Source organism: Arthrobacter sp. CAN_A214, from assembly GCF_015751955.1.
In the GTDB taxonomy this organism is placed as follows: domain Bacteria; phylum Actinomycetota; class Actinomycetes; order Actinomycetales; family Micrococcaceae; genus Arthrobacter_D.
In genome coordinates, this window is the sequence record NZ_JADOUU010000019.1 from 1 (window position 1) to 18,237 (window position 18,237).

Below are 18,237 nucleotides of genomic sequence, written 5' to 3' on the forward strand. Positions count from 1 at the left end.
GGAGTCCAGCTCGCCGTCTTCGGAATCTACATGGGAGCCTCCTTCGCCCCCAACCACAAAGGCATGCCCCTGATCCCCAAGGACAGCACCCTGGACTTCTTCCAGAAACAGGTCCTCACCTCACGCAACATCCGCGGCGGACCCTTCGTGAACAACGCCCTCGGCGGCCTGAACTTCCAGATCGAACACCACCTCTTCCCCGACATGCCCCGCCCACACCTGCCCCGGGCAGCAGTCATCGTACGAGAACACTGCCAACGACTCAAAGTCCCCTACACCGAAGTCGGCATCGCCGCATCCTACGGCGCAGTCGTGAAATACCTCAACCAGGTAGGACTCTCAGCCCGCGACCCCTTCGACTGCCCCCTCATCAACAAATACCGACGACCATAGACTGTTCAGTACTGCCCGTGCTGCTCGCTCCCCCTTCCGCAACCACCAAGGAGTTCCAGATGTTCTTCCTCTTCGGCCTCACATCCCGCGAGCGCATGCTTTTTGCGCGCAACGCCACCTGCCACTTCTGTGGGCAGTATGTTCCGCAGCGGGTTCTTCAGCGGCGGACGAAGCTCACCGTATTCTTCATTCCGCTCGTGACCCTGAACCGCAAGCGGCTGATGGTGTGCAGTAACTGCGGAGGGACGTCGAAAATCAGCGCCGGCCAGCAGAGAGCCATGGCCGGCTGAGCTACCCGAGCGGGGCCTGAACGCCCGAGCCCTCCGGTGTCAGGCGTTCCACAGCCCGTACGAATCGGCAAGCGAGGAGATTTTCTGGGCGCGGGCAAGGCGCGGCAGGTAGGAGCCGTCGCCCACAACCGCCCCTGCTGCATGGGCGCTCAGGAGTTCGAGTGCCCACTGGATTTCGGAATCGCTGGGCGAAAGCCCTTTGTTGATGGTGTCAGCGGCGTCGGGCAGCAGGCAGAGCTTCCCCGTCATTCCCATGGACGCAGTGACCTTGCAGGCCTCGAAAAGCTTCTCCCCGAGCGCCCCCACAGTGGGTCCGTCGATCGGACCGGGCAGTTGACCCACCCGCGAAGCAACCACCAGTTTTGAGCGGGCATAGGCGAGCGCCATCGGATCGTCGGAGGCGCCCGTGTCCCGGCGGAAATCGCCGACGCCGAAGGCGAGGCGGAAGGTGCCCGGTGCGCTGGCTATCGCCGTCGCATTCTCTATGCCAAGGGCCGATTCGACCAGGGCGAGCACCGGGGTGCCGGCCTGGAGCCGCATCGCGGTATGCGTGACCTGCTCGGGCTTCTCGGTCATGGCGAGCATGACCCCCCTCAGGCCCGGCGCCTTCGACAGGGCAGCGAGGTCGTCAGCCCAGAAGTCGGTCTCGATGCCATTGACCCGCACCCACGCCGTCATCCCCGTGGACAGCGCTTCGACCACGCGCTCCCGTGCCGCGACCTTGCCATCGACGGGCACTGCATCCTCCATGTCGAAGATCACGGAGTCCGCCTCCGAGGTGAGCGCGGGAACGAAATTCTCCTCGGATGCCGCTGAGGCGAGGAGCCAGGAGCGGGAGAGCTTGGCGGGGAGCGCCGCAGCGCGGCTGTTTCTAAGGGAGGCCATAGGAAAACAGTACTGACGCGGAGCAGGCATTATCCACCGCGCCACGAGCGGGCTGGTAAACACTACGACCAAAACGGCACCGGCGCGGCGCATCGGCAACATAAGGTTTGAGCGTGGACTTCCTGTCAGACACCTTCCTCACCGAACTCGTCCTCGCCTCCGCAGCATTCCTGTTGTCGTCACTCATCGGGCTGGAGCGGCAGATCCGGCAGAAGAGCGCCGGATTGCGAACCCATGCGCTGGTGGGAACAGGGTCGGCTGTCTTTACGCTCGTATCGGCATACGGCTTCGCAACGGTCACGGGACCCGACACCCCTCTTGACCCGTCCCGGATAGCGGCCCAGATCGTCTCGGGAGTCGGTTTCCTGGGAGCGGGAGTGATCTTCATGAACCGGGACGTGGTGCGTGGCCTCACCACGGCCGCCACCATCTGGATGTCCGCAGCGGTGGGCATGGCGTGTGGAGCGGGAATGGTTCCCCTTGCTGTCACGGCAACCGTGCTGCATTTCGTCGCAGTCGGCCTGCTTGCACCCCTGGCCAGACTCCTGCCGCTGGCGGACCGCAAGCGGACCGTCGAAATCCACTACCTCGACGGCCGAGGCGTGCTGCGGGAGGCGCTGGCCGCAGCAACCGAAATGGGCTTCGACGCCTCCATCCTTTCCACACGCAAAGTGCCCGACGGACCTGCGCCGCAGGTCCTCGTCCGCATGAAGTTCCACGGCAAGGTACCACTGCGGGACCTGCTGGCTCAGCTCAGCGAGGTGCCGGGCGTCCTCGGTGTAGCCACCACCGACGACACCCAGGACGGCGGTGACTGACCCTCGCCGGCGTGGATGTTGTCAGGTGTACCAGAACCAGCGCGGCGGGCTCCACGTATCGGGCACCGAATGGGCGCTGAACGACCCGCAGGCCGAGCAGGAGTAGGCTGCACTGCCGAGGATGCGGGAGCCGTGGCCGCCGTCCACCCGCGCCGGGAGGTATTCTTCGAAAATGAGGTAATCCGCGGAGTCGCATGACTGGCACCAGGGCACTTCGCCCTTGACGTTCAGGGGTACGGTCCCCCGCATGCGATGCACCGCTCGATTATGGTTGATCGTTGTCATATTCCCACCATCTCGACCGTGGCACCGACGCTGGTGCCAGGAGGTAAGGGTACTGATGACTTAAGCCTAGCCCTGCCGCGACCTGTTGCAAAGAGCAACTGTGTCGGTGCACTGGCACAATTGCTGCATGCCTATCAGGACGCCGCACATCACCCCCGCGCTTCCGCCGCGGGAATCCGACGCACTTCGCCGCGCACTGGCCGGCAGTGCCGACGTCACGGTGTTTGTCGACGGCACTGCCTACCGCTTGCCCGCGGCGGCCCGCAACGCCGTCGTCGACCTGCTCGAACGGCTCGGCGACGCCGACACGGTCCAGTGCACCTCGGTGGCAGAGCTGCTCACGACATCCCAGGCGTCCGAGCTCGCGGGTATCTCCCCCACTTACCTGCGCAACCTCACCGATGCGGGGACGATTCCTACGGAGTACCGCGGCTCGCACCGGCGGATACGGCGGAGCGACGTCGAGCAGTGGCTGCAATCGCAGGCGCGAAACGGCGTCAGAGGCGGGGACGCGAATCCCAGCGTCTCGCCTTGAGCGCCAGATGCAGCTCCAGTCGGACCGCGCCGTTCAGGGGATCGGCGCCGATGATCCTCCGGATGCGCGTCAGCCGGTTATAGATGCTGCTCCGGTGGAGGTGCAGCTGTGCCGCCACGTCCTGGACAGCTCCATTCTTGTCATAGAGCAACTCCAGGACCGGCAACAGTTCTCCCACCCGGTCCTGTTCCTCGAGCTCGGTGAAGTAGACGCTCTGCGCGTCGGACAGCTGCCATCCCATGGCGCTGAGAAATTGATAGGCCCCGATCGTCCGGTACTCGGCAACCACTCCGAGCTGCCCGTCGACCGCGGAGGCCTGAGCCGCGGAACACGCCTCCGCGTAACCCGCCTGCAGGTTTCGCAGGTCGGAGAACGGCTCGCTCACGCCCATAGCCAGCGGCCCCACCGGACGTCCGGCCCGTTTCGCCAGCTCCACACCATAATTTTCAAGAACCGCGTGATGCGCTGCATGCCCTACGCCAGGGGTGAGCAGAAGGACGGCGTGGGAAGCCGAGCCCGCGCTGAACAGAATCGGACGCACCCCGACGGTTGCGTGGAGCGCCACCGTCCGGTGCATCGTGGCGGCGGCGAGCGGATCCGAGCCTGGATCGGGGCGGGTACCGGCTTCGACGACGACGGCGAGCTGCCACGGACCTCCGGCAGCCACCTCGCGCCAGCCCCGCAGCTCATCCACCGCTGAGGAAATACCGTTGCATGCAGCAAGGAACTGGGCCTCATGCCGGTTGCGATGCTCCGACTCGCCGGTGTTGCCCTCGAGAAGGAGCCCGGCGAGGTGATCGATATCGGCGCGTACGCGTGGCAGGAGAGAGAAGATGGCAGAGGCGGGATCGTCGTCGGAATCCTGCTGCACCCAGAGATAGCCCACGCGGAAGCCCTTGACCAGGAGCGGAACACAGATGCGCCCCAGCATCCCGAGATCCGGATTCGCCGGGACCACCACCGGCTTGACCGCAACGGCAATTCCGTGGCGGAACTGCCACTCGCTGACATCCGCCGGCACCTTCTTGCTCAGCAGGAAGTTGACCCTTACCCGGTCAGCCGAGACCTGGTCGCTGCTGTAGGCAAGCAGCACTCCGTCCAGGTCCTCGAGGGAAAGCCCGCGCTCGAGCGTGCCCGCGATGCGTTCGACGGCGTCTTCAATTGCTGGTCCCTGCACTGGATCAGCCTACGGGCTCGAAGTTGCCTCAGACGACACTTGCCGCCCCGAGACTCGACACCTGTCGATTGCGCCGCCGTGGATCCTCTGCTAGTGGTCCGCGTCACTTCCATACTGGCGGCTCGGGGAGCCGGACGGACCGGTCCGGCCCGAATTCCTGGCTGCGGACGAGTTCATACTGGAAGTGGCTTCACCCGGCCTGCCCGTTTCCGCCCGTAACCGCATACTGGAGAATCCCATGATCGTCGGCGTCCCTAAAGAAGTGAAGAACAACGAGTTCCGCGTAGCCATCACCGCATCAGGTGTCCACGAGTTCCGATCACACGGGCACGCCGTCCTGGTGGAGCGCGACGCGGGTCTCGGCTCCAATATCTCGGATGCTGAATACCTGTCCGCGGGAGCCGAGATCGTGGAATCAGCGGACGAGCTGTGGCAGCGGGCCGACATGGTGCTGAAGGTCAAGGAACCGGTGGAACAGGAATACCACCGTTTCCGGCCGGGCCTCATTCTCTTCACGTACCTTCATCTTGCAGCCGAGCCGGAACTCACGCGTGCGCTGCTCGATTCGGGCGTGACGGCAATCGCGTACGAGACAGTGCAGGACGGCCGCTCCCTACCGCTGCTCGCCCCCATGTCCGAGGTGGCGGGACGGCTCGCGGTGCAGGTCGGCGCCCAGGTGATGACCGCTCCTGCTGGTGGGCCCGGGCTGCTCCTCGGCGGGGTTCCCGGCGTGCGGCCGGCGAAGATCGTCGTGCTGGGCGCGGGGGTCGCCGGGACGAATGCCACCGCCATGGCGGTGGGAGCGGGCGCCGACGTATCGATCCTGGACATCAACATCGCCCGGCTACGTGAGATCGACGCGTTCTACGCGGGCCGGGTCCGGACCATCGCCTCGAACAGCCTGGAAATCGAGAAGGCGGTACTCGAGGCTGACCTGGTGATCGGATCGGTCCTGATTCCCGGCGCGAAGGCACCGAAACTCGTGACCAATGACCTCGTCGCGCGAATGAAACACGGGAGTGTCCTCGTGGACATCGCCGTGGACCAGGGAGGCTGCTTCGAGGACTCCCGTGTCACGACCCATGCAGATCCCACCTTCAAGGTCCACAACTCATTGTTCTACTGCGTAGGGAACATGCCTGGAGCCGTCCCCAATACGTCCACGTACGCGTTGACCAATGTCACGCTCCGCTACGCGGTCGCGCTTGCCGATCAGGGAGTGCGTGGTGCCTTCGAGTCCGACCCCGCCCTCAGCCGCGGGCTGAACACCGCGGGTGGAAGAGTAGCCCACCACTCCGTCTCAAGCGCTCACGATCTCGAGTTGTCGGAGGACTGGCGCTCACTGGTCTAGCAGCTGCCTGCCCTGTCCGCCTGTCATCCCATCGACAAGCAAGTTCCAGGCCTCGATGATCCTGGAGCGTGCCATCCCCCGGTCCTCGGAAAGGTGAAGCAGCAGGCCTGCATCGAGGAACGCGGCGAGCTGATAGGCGGCGAGCTCAGGATCGCCCTGCACACCCGTTTCCCGCAGCAGCACGATCAGGTGGAGCCGAACAAGCCGCTGAGTGGGGTGGGCGTGGTCCTGGCCTCCCGGTGAACCCGCAGCACGCACCACGCGGCCGTCGACATCCAGTCGATTGATGCTTGCCGCCCCGAAGGCCCGAAGACGCTGTCTTGCCGGCGCTCCGGGACCAAGGGGAGGAGGACCGGACATGAAGGCCTCCTGGAAGTCCCGTCCGGTTCGGTCGGCAAGGGCCTGCATCAGGCCTGCCCGGCTGCCGAAACGGCGGAAGACGGTGCCTTTGCCCACTCCGGCCTGGTGGGCGACGTCGTCCATGGTGAGGTTTTCCACGCCCCTGCAAGCCACGATGCTGGCTGCGGCGTCGAGCAGGAGCTTACGGTTCCGCGCGGCGTCCCGTCGCTCGCCGTCGTTCCTGCCCAGCGGCAACGGTCGGCTCCTTTGCTCCATGCCGAACATCCTAGTGCGGAATAAAGCGGACTACGGTCCGCTTATGAGAGTGTGCCCATTACCAGCCGATGGGTCCTCGAACTATCCGGGAGATTTTCATGTCGAACACCACCATCCTCACCCTCGTTGGCAGCCTTCGGGAAGGGTCCATCAACCGCCAGCTCGCAGAAGTGGCAGTGCTCAATGCGCCGGAGGACGTGGACGTCGTGACGTTCGACAGCCTCGCCGATGTTCCCTTCTACAACGAAGACATCGACAACGATGAGCACCGGCCGGCTGCGGCGGCCGCGCTGCGCGAGGTGGCAGGCCAGGCGGACGCGTTCCTGCTCGTCTCACCCGAGTACAACGGCACGATGCCTGCGGTCCTGAAGAACGCCATCGACTGGCTTTCCCGGCCCTACGGTGCCGGCGCGGTCTCCGCCAAGCCGGCCGCCGTCATCGGGTCCGCCTTCGGCCAGTACGGCGGCGTATGGGCCCATGACGACGCACGGCGTTCACTTACCGTCGCCGGCGCTGCGGTGCTTGATGATACGAAGCTTTCGATCGGCAGCTCGATCACACGGTTCGCGGAGGTCCACCCCAAGGACGACGCCGAGGTGGCGGGCATGGTGACCGGCGTGCTCTCGGCACTCGCTGGTGCTACTGCAGTTGCTGCTCCTGCAGCCTAGGGGCAATTGGCCAATGACGCTGGGCTCAGCGCCATTGGCTCCCCGCCCAGGCGGCATCCCGAAGATAGCTGCGCGCCGTGCCGGTATCCCAGAATTCATCCCGCAGGCCGGGAGGAGCCCCATCCTGCACTTCCTCGAACACGTCAGCTGAGCAATCAAGGGCTGCGGATAGACCGCTGTCGGATGGTGTGTTCACGATGCTCCTGCTTTGATCGGCCGGACGAGGAGCACGGACCTACACGCCACTGCGGGCTCCTGCTTTGGCGGGTTCCTGCTGCCAGGTCCTTGCAAAAAGACCCAGGGCCGCTTCCTCACGAGGTATGAAACCCAGGCGATTGATCGTCATATGGGCGTGATGCACGGTGAGATGCTGTGCGCTTCTGCCCACGTGGACCTTGTTCGCCCGGTACAGGTAGCTATCGAGTGCGCGGAACCACCGGCGTCGCCAGTTCCGGACTTCCGACTCGGCCGCCGTCGCAGCCATTCTTGCGTGGAAGCCGGTGGTTTTCGCCGCCACCTGCAGAGTCATCGCTTCGCCCACGGCGGCGGCGCGCGGGCCCACCTCGGCAGTACAGGTACGAAGGTGGGCATCCCAGTAGAGGTCCCAGGTGAGCCTGCGGCGATCGGGCCGGCTGGCTGAATGTGGACCGCGCATCATGCTGTGCGCCGAGTCGAAGAGGATCAGCGCGCCGAGTGCTGAGCGGCTCTGCATTTTGGGAAAACGCTGGCCGGCCCACAGTGAAAGCTCGGAGCTCAGCTCGAACACTTCCTCAGCGAGGTCAAGGCCCTCGACACCGCCGTACTTGACGAGGTTGGCTTCGGAGTGCGCGTCGGGGTGACCGAGCCTCGGGAGGAATCCATCGCGCACCGAACCTGAATAGTGCTGCTGTACCAGGAGTTGCGGGAAGACCATGGTGGTCCGTTCCTGCAGTGAACGCTGCAGGGTCTTGAGGCGCTCAAGAACCCGTGGGTGGGCCTCGATGTGCAGGTGCACCTGAGCGGTACGCCCGGTGCCCGGATCTTCTGTCCGCGTGAAGTACCAGCGTTTCGCTCCAAGAGCACGGGCCTGCGCCACCAGAGGGGTAACCAGCGCTCCAACGATGCCGTCCGCTACATCGAAGCCACCCGGGAGAAGCGTGAGGTGCCACCATTGAGTGCCTGCAACGGTTCGTGAGGCGGTTCGAACCGCTGTCAGCTGACTCATGGCCCTCTTCTTCAGGGTTAGTGGTTACCCCGCTGGGGCGGGATTGGGGGGAAGAACCATCGGCTTTCCAGCCGGGAGCTCTTCGTTCTACTTGGGCCAGTCCCAGCTGCTCGCCGAAACCGATCCGGAATACCGCTCCGAGCCGTCGGCAAGGAGGGCAGGGGCCCCGGAACCTACCGTGCCAACCAGAATGAGGAGTCCGGCTGCTGCACCGATAAGCTTGTTCATGACGTGTCCTTTCGCGGTCCGGTGTCCCAAGGATGTCCGTAGCCGGGGAGCGGTGTCCAGCCGGAGAGGCGCCATGTTCAGGACATGGCCTGAACCGGACGCCGACTGAAAGCGGCAACGGAAGAGAATCAGGGCGAACGTGCCGAAAGCCGCGGCTTCCCGGGGGCTGACCCCTGTGCGTGGGTTGACGATTGCCATTGCCTCATTTATGTCATTAACTGGACATGTCATGTTTTTCAGCCGGAAACCGGAATCAACCCCAGCTACCCTGCACCGGTACGGCCAGTTCCCGCGGACCGAAGCACGGTCGTCAGCGGCTTGACGGCAACAGGAGAACCCCCGGATGGACGCCATGTCTTTGGAGCTCTACCGCTATGCTGTCGGCAACCCCGGCTGGAGCCGGGTGACGGCGTCGGAAGCCCTCGGGCTGACCATGCGCGACGTCGAACGTGCACTTCAGGAACTGACGGACCGGAAGCTTGTGAGCACCCAGGCTTCCGGAGGTGAGGCTTTCGTGGCAGTCTCCCCCGACGTCGCACTCGCCGATCTGGTGGACGCGGACGAGCGCGCGGTACAGAACCTGAAAACGCGGATCAGCGCCCAGCGGCGCGAACTGTCGAGCCTTGTGCCGACCTTCCTCGAGGCCCGCAAGCATCTGGTATCGAGCACCTCGGTCGAGGTCCTCGAGGATCCGCACCTCATTCACCGTGTCCTGATCGATTATGGGCGGGATGTCGCCGACAAGGTATACATCGCCCAGCCCGGCCAGGGGTCGACCGCTGACGTGCACGAGGAAAGTGTGCGCAAGGACCTCGACCTTCTTGAGCGGGGCGTCCGGCGCAGGACGCTCTACGATGTCAGCACACGGGACCACGTTCCCACCCGGAAAGCCGTTGCCGCGATCCAGCAGGGTGGAGGGGAATTCGGCGCCCTGCCCTTCATTCCCCTGCGCATCCTGATCTTCGACGAAAAACTCGCACTGGTAGGCCGGCAGTCGACGCGTGAGGACAAGGCGGCGCTCGTCATCCGTGACCATAGCCTCATCAACATCTTTACCCAGCTCTTCGAGGTCGCCTGGGAGCTGAGCGAGCCTTTCCTCAGCCCGACGACGAACCGCTCCCCGCTCAGCAGCATGCAGCACAGCATCCTGCAGGGGCTCGCTTCGGGATTGTCCGATGAATCCATCGCACGCCGGCTCGATATCAGCGTGCGTACCTGCCGCCGCCACATAGCCTGGATGCTTGAAACCCTCTCTGCTGAAAGTCGCTTCCAGGCGGGAATCAAGGCACGCGATGCAGGCTGGGTATAGGCCGGCATGGTCTTTTGGCTAGCTTTCAGCAACAACTGTTGCCTATCAGTCAACCTCCGCTAGACTCGGCGTGTGACTTTCGACAACATAACCGAGGACCTCTTGCCCGCCGAGACCGAAGCCGCCCTTGAGCGGGCGCTCGACTACGGAGCCCGCCATGACGCGCTCTTCTCGAAGCGCGCCGCGAACATCAAGCAGTCGGCCGTTCGGGATGTTTTCGATATCTCCATCCGGCCCGGCCTGGTGTCCCTTGCGGGCGGCAGCCCCTACCTCAAGTCGCTTCCGATGGAGGATCTCGGCCGTACCGCGCAGAGAATCATCGCCGAGCACGGTCTGGAAGCCCTCCAGTACGGCGGCGGCCAGGGCATGCACGAACTGCGCAGCCTCATCTGCGACGTGATGGCGGCCGAAGGCATTCTCGGGGCGGATCCGGCGGACATCGTGGTCACCACCGGCTCCCAGTCGGCGCAGGACGTGGCAGCGAAAGTCTTCTGCAATCCGGGTGATGTCATCCTGTGTGAGGATCCCACCTATGTGGGTGCGCTGAACACCTTCGAGGCCTACGAGGTGGAGGTCGTCACCATCCCGATGGACTCCGAGGGCCTCATGCCGGATGAGCTCGAGCGCACCATCCTCGCCCTCAAGGAGCAGGGCCGGTCGGTCAAGCTGCTCTACACGATTCCCAGTTTCAACAACCCGAGCGGCATCACGCTTGCCGCTGACCGCCGCCAGCGCGTCGTCGACCTGTGCCGGGAGCACAACATCCTCGTGCTCGAGGATAATCCGTACGGCATGCTCCGGTTCGACGGCCAGCCCCTCGCCCCGATGAGGGCGGACAACCCCGACGACGTCATCTACCTCGGATCGTTCTCGAAGATCTTCGCGCCCGGTGTTCGGCTGGGATGGGCGCTGGTTCCACGGCACCTGTACCGGCGTTTCTACCTGGCGTGCGAAGCAGTGGTGCTGTGCCCCTCGCCCCTGACCCAGATGCTCGTGACGGCATACTTGCGGGACTACGACTGGCTGGGCCATCTCGAAAATATGCGCAGCCTTTACCAGGAACGCTGCGTTGCGATGCTCGGTGCACTCGCCGAGCAGCTGCCCGACAATGTGCACTGGACAACCCCCGACGGCGGGTTCTTCGTCTGGGTGACGTTGCCCGAAGGCATCGACACCTATCCCCTGCTCTACCAGGCGATCGACGCCGGCGTGGTCTTCATCCCCGGGGCCGCTTTCAGTCCCTCCGATGAACCCTCCAACAAGCTGCGGCTCGCCTTCAGCGCTGTGTCGCCGGAAGACATCGTCAAGGGCGTGACGCGCCTCGCTCCGATCCTGCGCCAGGCAATCGCCGACGTCGAAGTTTGAGCGGCGCCCAGGACGCACTCCTCAGTCGGGCTGCTTCACTCAGCCGGTTCGCTTCCCCTAGTCGAGGAGCAGGGCCGGTTCCTCGAGGATGGACGCGACGTCGGCCATGAAGCGGGCGCTGAGGTCCCCGTCCACCACACGATGATCGAATGAGCCGCCGAGGGTGGTGATCCAGCGTGGGATCACCTCGCCGTCGAGCACCCAGGGTTTCTGCTTGATGGTGCCGAACGCCACGATTGCCACCTCGCCCGGATTGATGATCGGCGTCCCGGTATCGATGCCGAGGGCACCGATGTTGGTTATGGTCAGGGTTCCGCCCTGCATCTGTGCGGGCTGGGTGCGGCCGGCGCGGGCCGTTGTCGCGAGTTCATTCAGCGCCAGGGCGAGTTCCTTGAGCGAGAGGTCCTGGGCATCCTTGATGTTGGGCACCATGAGTCCACGCGGGGTGGCGGCGGCGATGCCCAGGTTCAGGAAGTGTTTTACGAGGATCTCGTCGTCGGTCCACGTGGCATTGACCGACGGGTTCCGGGCCGCAGCCCAGATGACCGCCTTCGCCAGGATGAGGAGCGGGGACACCTTGATCCCCTCGAAATCACGCGATACCTTGAGCCGCTTCACGAACTCCATGGTCCTCGATGCGTCGACATCAACGAAGATGCTGACGTGCGGAGCGGAAAAGGCGCTGTGGACCATGGCCTTCGCGGTGGCCTTCCGGACGCCCTTGACCGGCACGCGTTCAATCCTGTCCGCGCCGAACTTCTTCCTGCCGTCCCAGAAGGTGTCGGCGCCGTCCTGCTCGGCGTCGCGCTGGGACTGGTAACTCATGAGGTCCTGCTTCGTGACCTCGCCCGACATGCCGGTCGCCGGAACATCCGCGAGGTTGATGCCGAGGTCGCGGGCAGCCTTGCGGACCGGGGGCTTGGCCAGCGCCCGGTTGACGAGCTGGTGGGTGGGGTCGGGTCGCGGAACGGCTGGCGGTTCCTGGGGTGAGGCGGGTGGAGCCACGGGTTTGCGCGGGCGGCGCCGTGCGGCGTCGGCCTTCGGTCCGGCGCCCACCAGCGGCCCGGGAACGGCTTGTTCCGAGCCGGTAGGGCCATCCCCACGGCCGGCGCTCCCACCGGTCGCCGACGGCGGCGTGGAGAACTCACCCGGCATCTCCGGCGCGGGTATCAACGTTCCAGCCTCCGAGTCCGGCCCTGAACCCCGCTCCGGCTCCGGCTCCGGCTCCGGCTCCGGCTTTTCGTCCGAGGTGTTCCCCACCGCGAAGATCGGCGTGCCGACCTCGACCGTTTCACCCTCGTCGACCAGCAATGCCGACACCACCCCCGCGAACGGCGATGGCAGTTCGACGAGGGATTTCGCCGTCTCGATCTCGACGATGATGTCGTTCACCGCGACGGTGTCGCCCGGCTGCACCTTCCACTGCACGATCTCGGCCTCCGTGAGGCCTTCTCCGACGTCGGGTAGGCGAAAGGTGTGGGGTGTCATCGGATTCCTTAGTAGGCGAAGGACCGGTCGAGGGCCTCGAGGATGCGGTCGATGTCCGGGAGATACTGGTCCTCCACTTTTGCAATCGGGTAGGGCATGTGGAACCCGCCGACCCGGATCACCGGCGCTTCAAGCGACAGGAATGCGCGTTCGGAGATCCGTGCCGCGATCTCCCCGCCGATTCCGGCGAAGGTCGGTGCTTCATGCGCGATCACCAGGCGTCCCGTACGCTCGACCGACTCCGTCACCGTGTCGAAATCGATCGGCGAGATCGAACGCAGGTCGATGACCTCGACGCTGCGGCCGTCCTGCTCGGCAACCTTCGCCGCCGCAAGCGCCACCGGAACCAGGGGCCCGTAGGCGACGATCGTTGCGTCGCTACCGTGCGTCAGGAGGTGCGCGGTGAACGGGTCACCCGACGGCGCCGTCATATCGACTTCACCCTTCAGCCAGTACCGCCGTTTCGGTTCGAAGACGATCACCGGGTCGGCGCAGTCGATTGCCTGCTGGATCATCCAGTAAGCGTCCTGCGGGTTGGACGGCGTGATGATCCTCAGGCCCGCGGTGTGGGCGAACAGGGCCTCCGGTGATTCCGAATGATGCTCGACGCTTCCGATTCCCCCACCGTAGGGGATGCGGATGACCACCGGCGCGCTGAGCATGCCGTCACTGCGGGTGTGAAGCTTCGCCAGCTGCGTGGTGATCTGGTTGAAGCCGGGAAACACGAAGCCGTCGAACTGGATCTCGCACACCGGCCGGTACCCACGAAGCGCCATTCCGATCGCCGTGCCGATGATGCCCGACTCCGCGAGCGGCGAATCGACCACGCGGCTCTCGCCGAACTCGCGCTTCAGCCCGTCGGTGACGCGGTAGACGCCGCCGAGTTCCCCGATGTCCTCACCGATGAGCAGGGTTTTGGGATTGCCGGCCAGGGCTGCCCTCAGCCCCTCATTGATGGCCTTCGCTATGGTCAGAACGGCCATTACCTGGTCTCCCCGTCCACGGCGAAACCGGCCTCGTAGTCGCGCCAGACCTGCAGTTCCTCCTGCACCAGCGGATGAGGCTCGGCGTACACGGTATTGAACCGCTCCTCCATGCCCGGTGCCTCCATGGCCTGCACGTCCCGGCGTAGCTCGACGGCCATGGACTTCGACTCGGTGATCAATTGCTCGAAGAATGCGTCGTCGGCCTTGCCGCTGCTGCGCAGGTGCTTCTCGAGGCGGGCCAGGGGATCCTTCGGATGCCAGTCGGCGTCGTCGCCCGCCAGGCGGTACTTCGTCGGGTCATCGGCCGTGGTGTGGGCACTCATGCGGTAGGTGAAGGCTTCGATCAGGACGGGTCCCTGGCCCGACCGCGCATGCTCCAGCGCCCACTGCGTCACGGCTTCCACCGCGACGACGTCGTTGCCGTCGACCCGGACTCCAGGGAAGCCGTAGCCCTCGGCCCTCCTGGCAAGGGGCACTCGGGTCTGCACCGTGGAGGGCACCGAGATGGCCCACTGGTTGTTCTGGCAGAAGAACACGACGGGCGCGTTGAAGGACGCCGCGAAAACCATTGCCTCGTGGATGTCCCCCTCCGAGCTGGCGCCGTCACCGAAATAGGCCACCGACACCGCCGGGGGCAGAGCAGGATCGGCCAGCTGGTCCCGCTGGATGCCCATGGCATATCCGACGGCGTGAAGCGCCTGCGCCGCGAGGACGAGCGTGTACAGATGGAAGTTCCGCTCCCTGGGGTCCCACCCTCCGTTGGTGACACCGCGGAAGAGACGAAGGACGTCCGAGAGCGCGACGCCGCGGGTCAGCGCCACTCCATGCTCCCGGTAGGTGGGGAAGGCGTAGTCCTGGGGCTTGAGCGCCCGCCCTGAGCCGATCTGGGCTGCTTCCTGGCCGGTGAGTGGCACCCACAGGGCAAGCTCGCCCTGCCGCTGGAGGGCTGTCGCTTCCTGGTCGAACCGTCGAATCAGGTACATATCCCGGTACAGGGCCTTCAGCTGGTCGGCGCCGGATGCTACCGGAAAGCCGCGGTAATCGGCGTCGTAGGCGAGCATGCCCTCGGCATCGAGGAACTGCACCATGTCGGGTTCAGGTGCGGTAGCAGGCCCGTGCAGTGCACGCACCATCTCTTCCGACTCGAACTCGGCTGCAGGCAGGCGGCTGCCGCTCATGGCACTCCTTCCAGGACTTCATCTAAAGTGATTATGCAGCCGGTGGAATACTTCTCCCGGGTCATGCACCGGAACACATATCTTCGCAGGCCTACAGCTTCAGCCTAGCCAGTGGCGGGAAAGAGACCTATTTAAGACGTGTCAGCAGAGCCCCGGAGAATGCGGGTATCCTCCGCACAATTCCAGGAACCGGGTGTTGGCCTCGGGTTCCCCGATGCTCACCCGGATGCCTTCCGTGCCGAAAGCGCGCACCGACAATCCCTGTTGACCGGCCCGTTCCGCGAAGTCCTGGGAAAGGTCCTTCAGTGCCAGCCACACAAAGTTCCCCTCAGCCTCCGGGACCTGCCACCCCAGTGCACGCAAGCCTTCGACCACGCGGGTTCGCTCATCGACGATGCCCTGCACCCGTTCAGCCACTTCGTCGTAGTGCCGGAGGGACGCGACTGCCGCATGTTCGCCGACCTGTGACACGGCGAACGGAACCGCACTGACGCGGAGGGAATCGGTGAGCAACGGCTGTGCCACCGAATAGCCCACTCGGAGGCCGGCCAATCCGTGGGCCTTCGAAAAGGTGCGCAGCACAATGACGTTCTCGTGTTCCCGGTACATCTCGATGCCGTCCACGGCGTCGGAACGCCGCACGAACTCCTGGTACGCCTCATCGATGACCACCACGACGGAGGAGGGGACTGCTTCCAGGAACCCCTCCACCTCGTTGCGCGACAGCCCCGGACCCGTCGGGTTGTTCGGCGTACACAGCAGGATCACCCTGGTGCGCTCGGTCACGGCGGCGGCCATCGCCTCGAGGTCGTGGGTTCCATCCGGCCGGACCGGAACCTGGATGCCGGTTGCACCGGCCAGCCCCACACAGATGGGATACGCCTCGAAGGAACGCCAGGCGTAAATCACCTCGTCCGGGGCTTCGAAGTCGTTCTGGCCGGCGAACGCAGCAAGGATCTGGTTCAGCGCACCCAGACTGCCTGCCCCGGTGACTATGTCTGCGGCAGGGACACCGAGGAAGCCGGAAAGCTCCGCCCGCAGCAGAGTGGTCATCGGATCCGGATAACGGTTCACCGCGGTCTGGGCCCGGATCGCCTCGAGCACGGAGGGAAGGGGCGGCAGCGCATTCTCATTGGATGACAGCTTGAAGCTCTGCATGCCCTCGACAACCACGGGGGGCTTGCCGGCCGCGTAACGTGGCAGTTTCCCTAGGGCCCTGCGGGGTTGGATACCGGGGGCCGCCGTTCCGGCGAATCCGGCGGAATTCTCGATTGACGTCATGAACCCAGCCTAATGCCGGGGTGCTTCCAGCCTGGCGTGACAGCATGGTCCCATGGTGAAGTGGATCCTGCGCATCGTGTCCAACGCGGTGGCCCTGTGGGCCGCCGTGTCCCTCCTTCCCGGCATGGAAGTCCTTCCCGAGCCCTCCGTGGGGCGGGTTGTCGCCGAGGTTGCAGGCAGCGCCGTTGAACCCGCCGCTGCGGGCGCCATCAGCGTGGTCCTTGCCTTCGGTTTCGTGGGCCTGCTCTTCAGCCTGGTCAATGCATTGGTCAGGCCGATCGTGAAACTCCTGTCCCTGCCGCTCACGATCCTCACCCTCGGGCTTTTCACGATCGTCATCAATGCGGGGATGCTGCTGCTGACGTCCTGGTTCACCTCGTTCACTCCAGTTCGGCTGTCCGTTGATTCGTTCTTCTGGACTGCGATTCTCGGTTCGTTGATCATCAGCGTGGTGTCCCTGGCCCTCTCCGCTGGAACGCGGTCGGGAGACTAACCCGCCCGACGCCGGCCCCTCCGCTTATCCTGCTGCGCCCGGGACGCCTGGCCGGTGGGAATTTCCGGGACCCGCATCGCGGTGTACATGGAGCTCGAAGCCATCCCTGAGACGCCGGCTGCGGCAAGCAATGAGGTCGCGGGAACGAGGGAGGGCAGCGCGCTTGCGTCCACGAGCCGCGCTCCCTCGGCGTAGTTGGCGAGCTTGTGCGCCGGTCCGAGGCCCTTGCCTTCCACCATGCCGTCGGGCCCCTCGGCCAGCACGGGCACGGGGTTGTCGAGGCTCACCGTCACCCGGTGCAGCTCGTCAGGATTGGGCGCGGCGTCGACGCGCGGCACGGCGTCGTCGGCATGTTCAAGATGCAGGTACTCGGTCTCCGCGGAGCGCTCCCAACCCGTTGGTGAACCGACGGTGACAACGAGTTCGACGTCGTACCTCGCCGCCAACCCGGAATCCGCCGCCAGGTTCATCGCATGGAGCCCACCCTGGCTATAGCCCGTGATCATCAGCCGATCGCCGGGCTGCGCACCCGATTCCTGCAGGGCGCGGGCAACGGCGGGCACCACATGGGAGCTGTCCTGCACCACGGCCTCGGCGTTTCCGGCCGTGTCGAATGGGTTGCCCGCGTCCGGTGCCGTGCCCTGGGTTCCCGGCAGGACCACCAGATACACCGGGCCGTTGAGTCCCGCTGTCCGGAGTACCTCGAACGTTCCGGGCCCGCGTTCCTCCACCGCCTTGATCCTGCCGACGAGGGATTCCACGGTCCCCGGAAACGGCACCGGCATGCCTGCCACCTGCAGGGGCGTGATCCGCACCGGACCTGGGGTCAGGACTCCCGAAGCGATGGCGCCTGCTGCCACCACCCGCGCTGCCTCCTCAGTACGCTCTGCCGTCCTGGCGATGACGCTCCGCGTCACGGAGTCAGCCGCAAGGTAGGCCAGGCGGCTGGCAGTGATGCGGCGGGCCGTGTCCGAGAGGTCGTCTTCATTCACCAGCAGGGCACGCGCGGCTTCCCGGACAGCACTGCAGGCAATCCTTCGGGATTCGATCAGTTCTGCGCCCGCTCCACCCTGCCGGGTCAGGGCACCGGGGATGTCCTGACCCAAGTCCAGTTCCACATAGACCAGGGCTGCTGCCACCTGGCGTGATTCCTCGGCGAGACTCTCGAGCCGGGCCGATGCCTGCTCAAGCTCCTCCCACTGGAAGCTGATTCCTCCCACTCCGCCGCGTGCTGCGAGGTACGGCTCGATGGCGGAGCCTGGCCGCAACGGAAAGTCGTGTTCATCACCCCGGAGACTCACTGTCCCATCCCGGCTCCCACGGCTTCGGCTTCCACCCGGCGCAGTGCGTCAGCATGTGCTTCGGCGAGCCGCGCAGCCGTGGACAGGAGAGTGACGGTTACGGTGACGTCCGCTGTGCGGTCCTCGAGGTAAGCGACGAACCGGCGGCCAGCGGGAGACTCCCAGCTCAGCCTGCAGACGGAAAGTGCCTGTTGCCGGATCTCCTCGAGCTGCGCCGCCTGCTCACGCAGCCTGCTTCCGGCGGCAGAGGCGGCAGAACTCGCTGCCGCCCACGGCCCAGAGGCGTCGCCGTCGTAGATTCCCAACGTCATAGCCACACCACCCCTCCTCTGTCGGATGCCGGAATTCGTGGACAGCCGGGGCTTCACGCTACTCGGAGGGAAGCGG

The 18,237-nt window shown here is 65.2% G+C and carries 22 protein-coding genes; 9 read left to right on the top strand and 13 right to left on the bottom strand.

From position 1 onward, the window contains the following. Positions 1 to 393, top strand: a 393-nt coding sequence (locus IWX65_RS13665) for a fatty acid desaturase family protein (protein WP_196883649.1), incomplete at its 5' end; no start/stop codon positions are given. A 59-nt stretch (positions 394 to 452) separates the two neighbouring features. Continuing rightward, positions 453 to 683 carry a zinc-ribbon domain-containing protein gene (locus tag IWX65_RS13670; RefSeq protein ID WP_196883650.1) on the top strand — a complete coding sequence of 77 codons (231 nt, stop codon included), beginning with the start codon at positions 453 to 455 and terminating at the stop codon, positions 681 to 683. Between the two features lie 39 nt (positions 684 to 722). On the opposite strand, the gene IWX65_RS13675 is transcribed toward IWX65_RS13670, so the two are convergent. Further along, positions 723 to 1,568: an HpcH/HpaI aldolase/citrate lyase family protein gene (locus tag IWX65_RS13675; RefSeq protein WP_196883651.1), complete on the bottom strand. Its 846-nt coding sequence runs from the start codon at positions 1,566 to 1,568 to the stop codon at positions 723 to 725. 113 nt (positions 1,569 to 1,681) lie between these two features. Between IWX65_RS13675 and IWX65_RS13680 the strand changes: the two genes are divergently transcribed. Further along, positions 1,682 to 2,386 carry an MgtC/SapB family protein gene (locus IWX65_RS13680; protein WP_334683860.1) on the top strand — a complete coding sequence of 235 codons (705 nt, stop codon included), beginning with the start codon at positions 1,682 to 1,684 and terminating at the stop codon, positions 2,384 to 2,386. 21 nt (positions 2,387 to 2,407) lie between these two features. Here the strand turns inward: IWX65_RS13680 and IWX65_RS13685 are convergent, their stop codons facing one another. Continuing rightward, a complete protein-coding gene (locus IWX65_RS13685) occupies positions 2,408 to 2,671 on the bottom strand; it encodes a hypothetical protein (RefSeq protein ID WP_196883656.1) in 264 nt (87 codons plus the stop codon). A 127-nt stretch (positions 2,672 to 2,798) separates the two neighbouring features. Between IWX65_RS13685 and IWX65_RS13690 the strand changes: the two genes are divergently transcribed. After that, on the top strand, positions 2,799 to 3,206 hold the full coding sequence (locus tag IWX65_RS13690; RefSeq protein ID WP_196883658.1) for a helix-turn-helix domain-containing protein: 408 nt from the start codon (positions 2,799 to 2,801) through the stop codon (positions 3,204 to 3,206). On the opposite strand, the gene IWX65_RS13695 is transcribed toward IWX65_RS13690, so the two are convergent. Continuing rightward, a complete protein-coding gene (locus IWX65_RS13695; RefSeq protein ID WP_196883659.1) occupies positions 3,169 to 4,383 on the bottom strand; it encodes a PucR family transcriptional regulator in 1,215 nt (404 codons plus the stop codon). The genes IWX65_RS13690 and IWX65_RS13695 overlap by 38 nt on opposite strands. Positions 4,384 to 4,621: 238 nt before the next feature. Between IWX65_RS13695 and ald the strand changes: the two genes are divergently transcribed. Then, on the top strand, positions 4,622 to 5,734 hold the full coding sequence (gene ald / locus IWX65_RS13700; RefSeq protein ID WP_196883660.1) for an alanine dehydrogenase: 1,113 nt from the start codon (positions 4,622 to 4,624) through the stop codon (positions 5,732 to 5,734). Here the strand turns inward: ald and IWX65_RS13705 are convergent. Continuing rightward, positions 5,723 to 6,349: a TetR/AcrR family transcriptional regulator gene (locus IWX65_RS13705; protein WP_196883661.1), complete on the bottom strand. Its 627-nt coding sequence runs from the start codon at positions 6,347 to 6,349 to the stop codon at positions 5,723 to 5,725. The genes ald and IWX65_RS13705 overlap by 12 nt on opposite strands. A gap of 98 nt (positions 6,350 to 6,447) precedes the next feature. Between IWX65_RS13705 and IWX65_RS13710 the strand changes: the two genes are divergently transcribed. Further along, a complete protein-coding gene (locus IWX65_RS13710) occupies positions 6,448 to 7,017 on the top strand; it encodes an NAD(P)H-dependent oxidoreductase (protein WP_196883662.1) in 570 nt (189 codons plus the stop codon). A 25-nt stretch (positions 7,018 to 7,042) separates the two neighbouring features. On the opposite strand, the gene IWX65_RS13715 is transcribed toward IWX65_RS13710, so the two are convergent. The 3 genes from IWX65_RS13715 to IWX65_RS13725 form a co-directional block, all read right to left on the bottom strand. Further along, positions 7,043 to 7,213, bottom strand: a complete 171-nt coding sequence (locus IWX65_RS13715; RefSeq protein WP_196883663.1) for a hypothetical protein — start codon at positions 7,211 to 7,213, stop codon at positions 7,043 to 7,045. Between the two features lie 39 nt (positions 7,214 to 7,252). Then, positions 7,253 to 8,221, bottom strand: a complete 969-nt coding sequence (locus IWX65_RS13720) for a lantibiotic dehydratase C-terminal domain-containing protein (protein WP_196883664.1) — start codon at positions 8,219 to 8,221, stop codon at positions 7,253 to 7,255. Between the two features lie 87 nt (positions 8,222 to 8,308). Continuing rightward, positions 8,309 to 8,449, bottom strand: coding sequence for a hypothetical protein (locus tag IWX65_RS13725; protein WP_196820476.1), 141 nt, complete (start codon positions 8,447 to 8,449; stop codon positions 8,309 to 8,311). Positions 8,450 to 8,801: 352 nt separating this feature from the next. Between IWX65_RS13725 and IWX65_RS13730 the strand changes: the two genes are divergently transcribed. Together IWX65_RS13730 and IWX65_RS13735 are read left to right on the top strand one after the other, a co-directional pair. Then, complete coding sequence (locus tag IWX65_RS13730; RefSeq protein WP_334683861.1) at positions 8,802 to 9,758, top strand: helix-turn-helix transcriptional regulator; 957 nt, start codon at positions 8,802 to 8,804, stop codon at positions 9,756 to 9,758. Positions 9,759 to 9,830: 72 nt separating this feature from the next. Further along, entirely contained in the window at positions 9,831 to 11,123 is a 1,293-nt protein-coding gene (locus tag IWX65_RS13735) for an aminotransferase-like domain-containing protein (RefSeq protein ID WP_334683862.1), read from the top strand. A gap of 57 nt (positions 11,124 to 11,180) precedes the next feature. Here the strand turns inward: IWX65_RS13735 and IWX65_RS13740 are convergent, their stop codons facing one another. The 4 genes from IWX65_RS13740 to IWX65_RS13755 all read right to left on the bottom strand — a co-directional run bounded on the left by IWX65_RS13740 (position 11,181) and on the right by IWX65_RS13755 (position 16,056). Beyond that, positions 11,181 to 12,611 (bottom strand): dihydrolipoamide acetyltransferase family protein, encoded by a 1,431-nt coding sequence (locus IWX65_RS13740; RefSeq protein WP_196883669.1) that lies wholly within the window; start codon positions 12,609 to 12,611, stop codon positions 11,181 to 11,183. An 8-nt stretch (positions 12,612 to 12,619) separates the two neighbouring features. Then, positions 12,620 to 13,594: an alpha-ketoacid dehydrogenase subunit beta gene (locus IWX65_RS13745; protein ID WP_196883670.1), complete on the bottom strand. Its 975-nt coding sequence runs from the start codon at positions 13,592 to 13,594 to the stop codon at positions 12,620 to 12,622. Then, positions 13,594 to 14,775: a pyruvate dehydrogenase (acetyl-transferring) E1 component subunit alpha gene (pdhA, locus tag IWX65_RS13750; RefSeq protein WP_196883672.1), complete on the bottom strand. Its 1,182-nt coding sequence runs from the start codon at positions 14,773 to 14,775 to the stop codon at positions 13,594 to 13,596. The genes IWX65_RS13745 and pdhA overlap by 1 nt, the downstream gene beginning before the upstream one ends. 141 nt (positions 14,776 to 14,916) lie before the next feature. Continuing rightward, on the bottom strand, positions 14,917 to 16,056 hold the full coding sequence (locus tag IWX65_RS13755) for a histidinol-phosphate transaminase (protein ID WP_196883674.1): 1,140 nt from the start codon (positions 16,054 to 16,056) through the stop codon (positions 14,917 to 14,919). Positions 16,057 to 16,108: 52 nt separating this feature from the next. Between IWX65_RS13755 and IWX65_RS13760 the strand changes: the two genes are divergently transcribed. Further along, complete coding sequence (locus IWX65_RS13760; RefSeq protein WP_196883676.1) at positions 16,109 to 16,549, top strand: phage holin family protein; 441 nt, start codon at positions 16,109 to 16,111, stop codon at positions 16,547 to 16,549. Here the strand turns inward: IWX65_RS13760 and IWX65_RS13765 are convergent. Further along, positions 16,546 to 17,850 carry a hypothetical protein gene (locus tag IWX65_RS13765; RefSeq protein WP_196883678.1) on the bottom strand — a complete coding sequence of 435 codons (1,305 nt, stop codon included), beginning with the start codon at positions 17,848 to 17,850 and terminating at the stop codon, positions 16,546 to 16,548. The genes IWX65_RS13760 and IWX65_RS13765 overlap by 4 nt on opposite strands. After that, positions 17,847 to 18,167, bottom strand: coding sequence for a hypothetical protein (locus tag IWX65_RS13770; protein WP_196883680.1), 321 nt, complete (start codon positions 18,165 to 18,167; stop codon positions 17,847 to 17,849). The genes IWX65_RS13765 and IWX65_RS13770 overlap by 4 nt, the downstream gene beginning before the upstream one ends. Positions 18,168 to 18,237 lie beyond the last annotated feature (70 nt).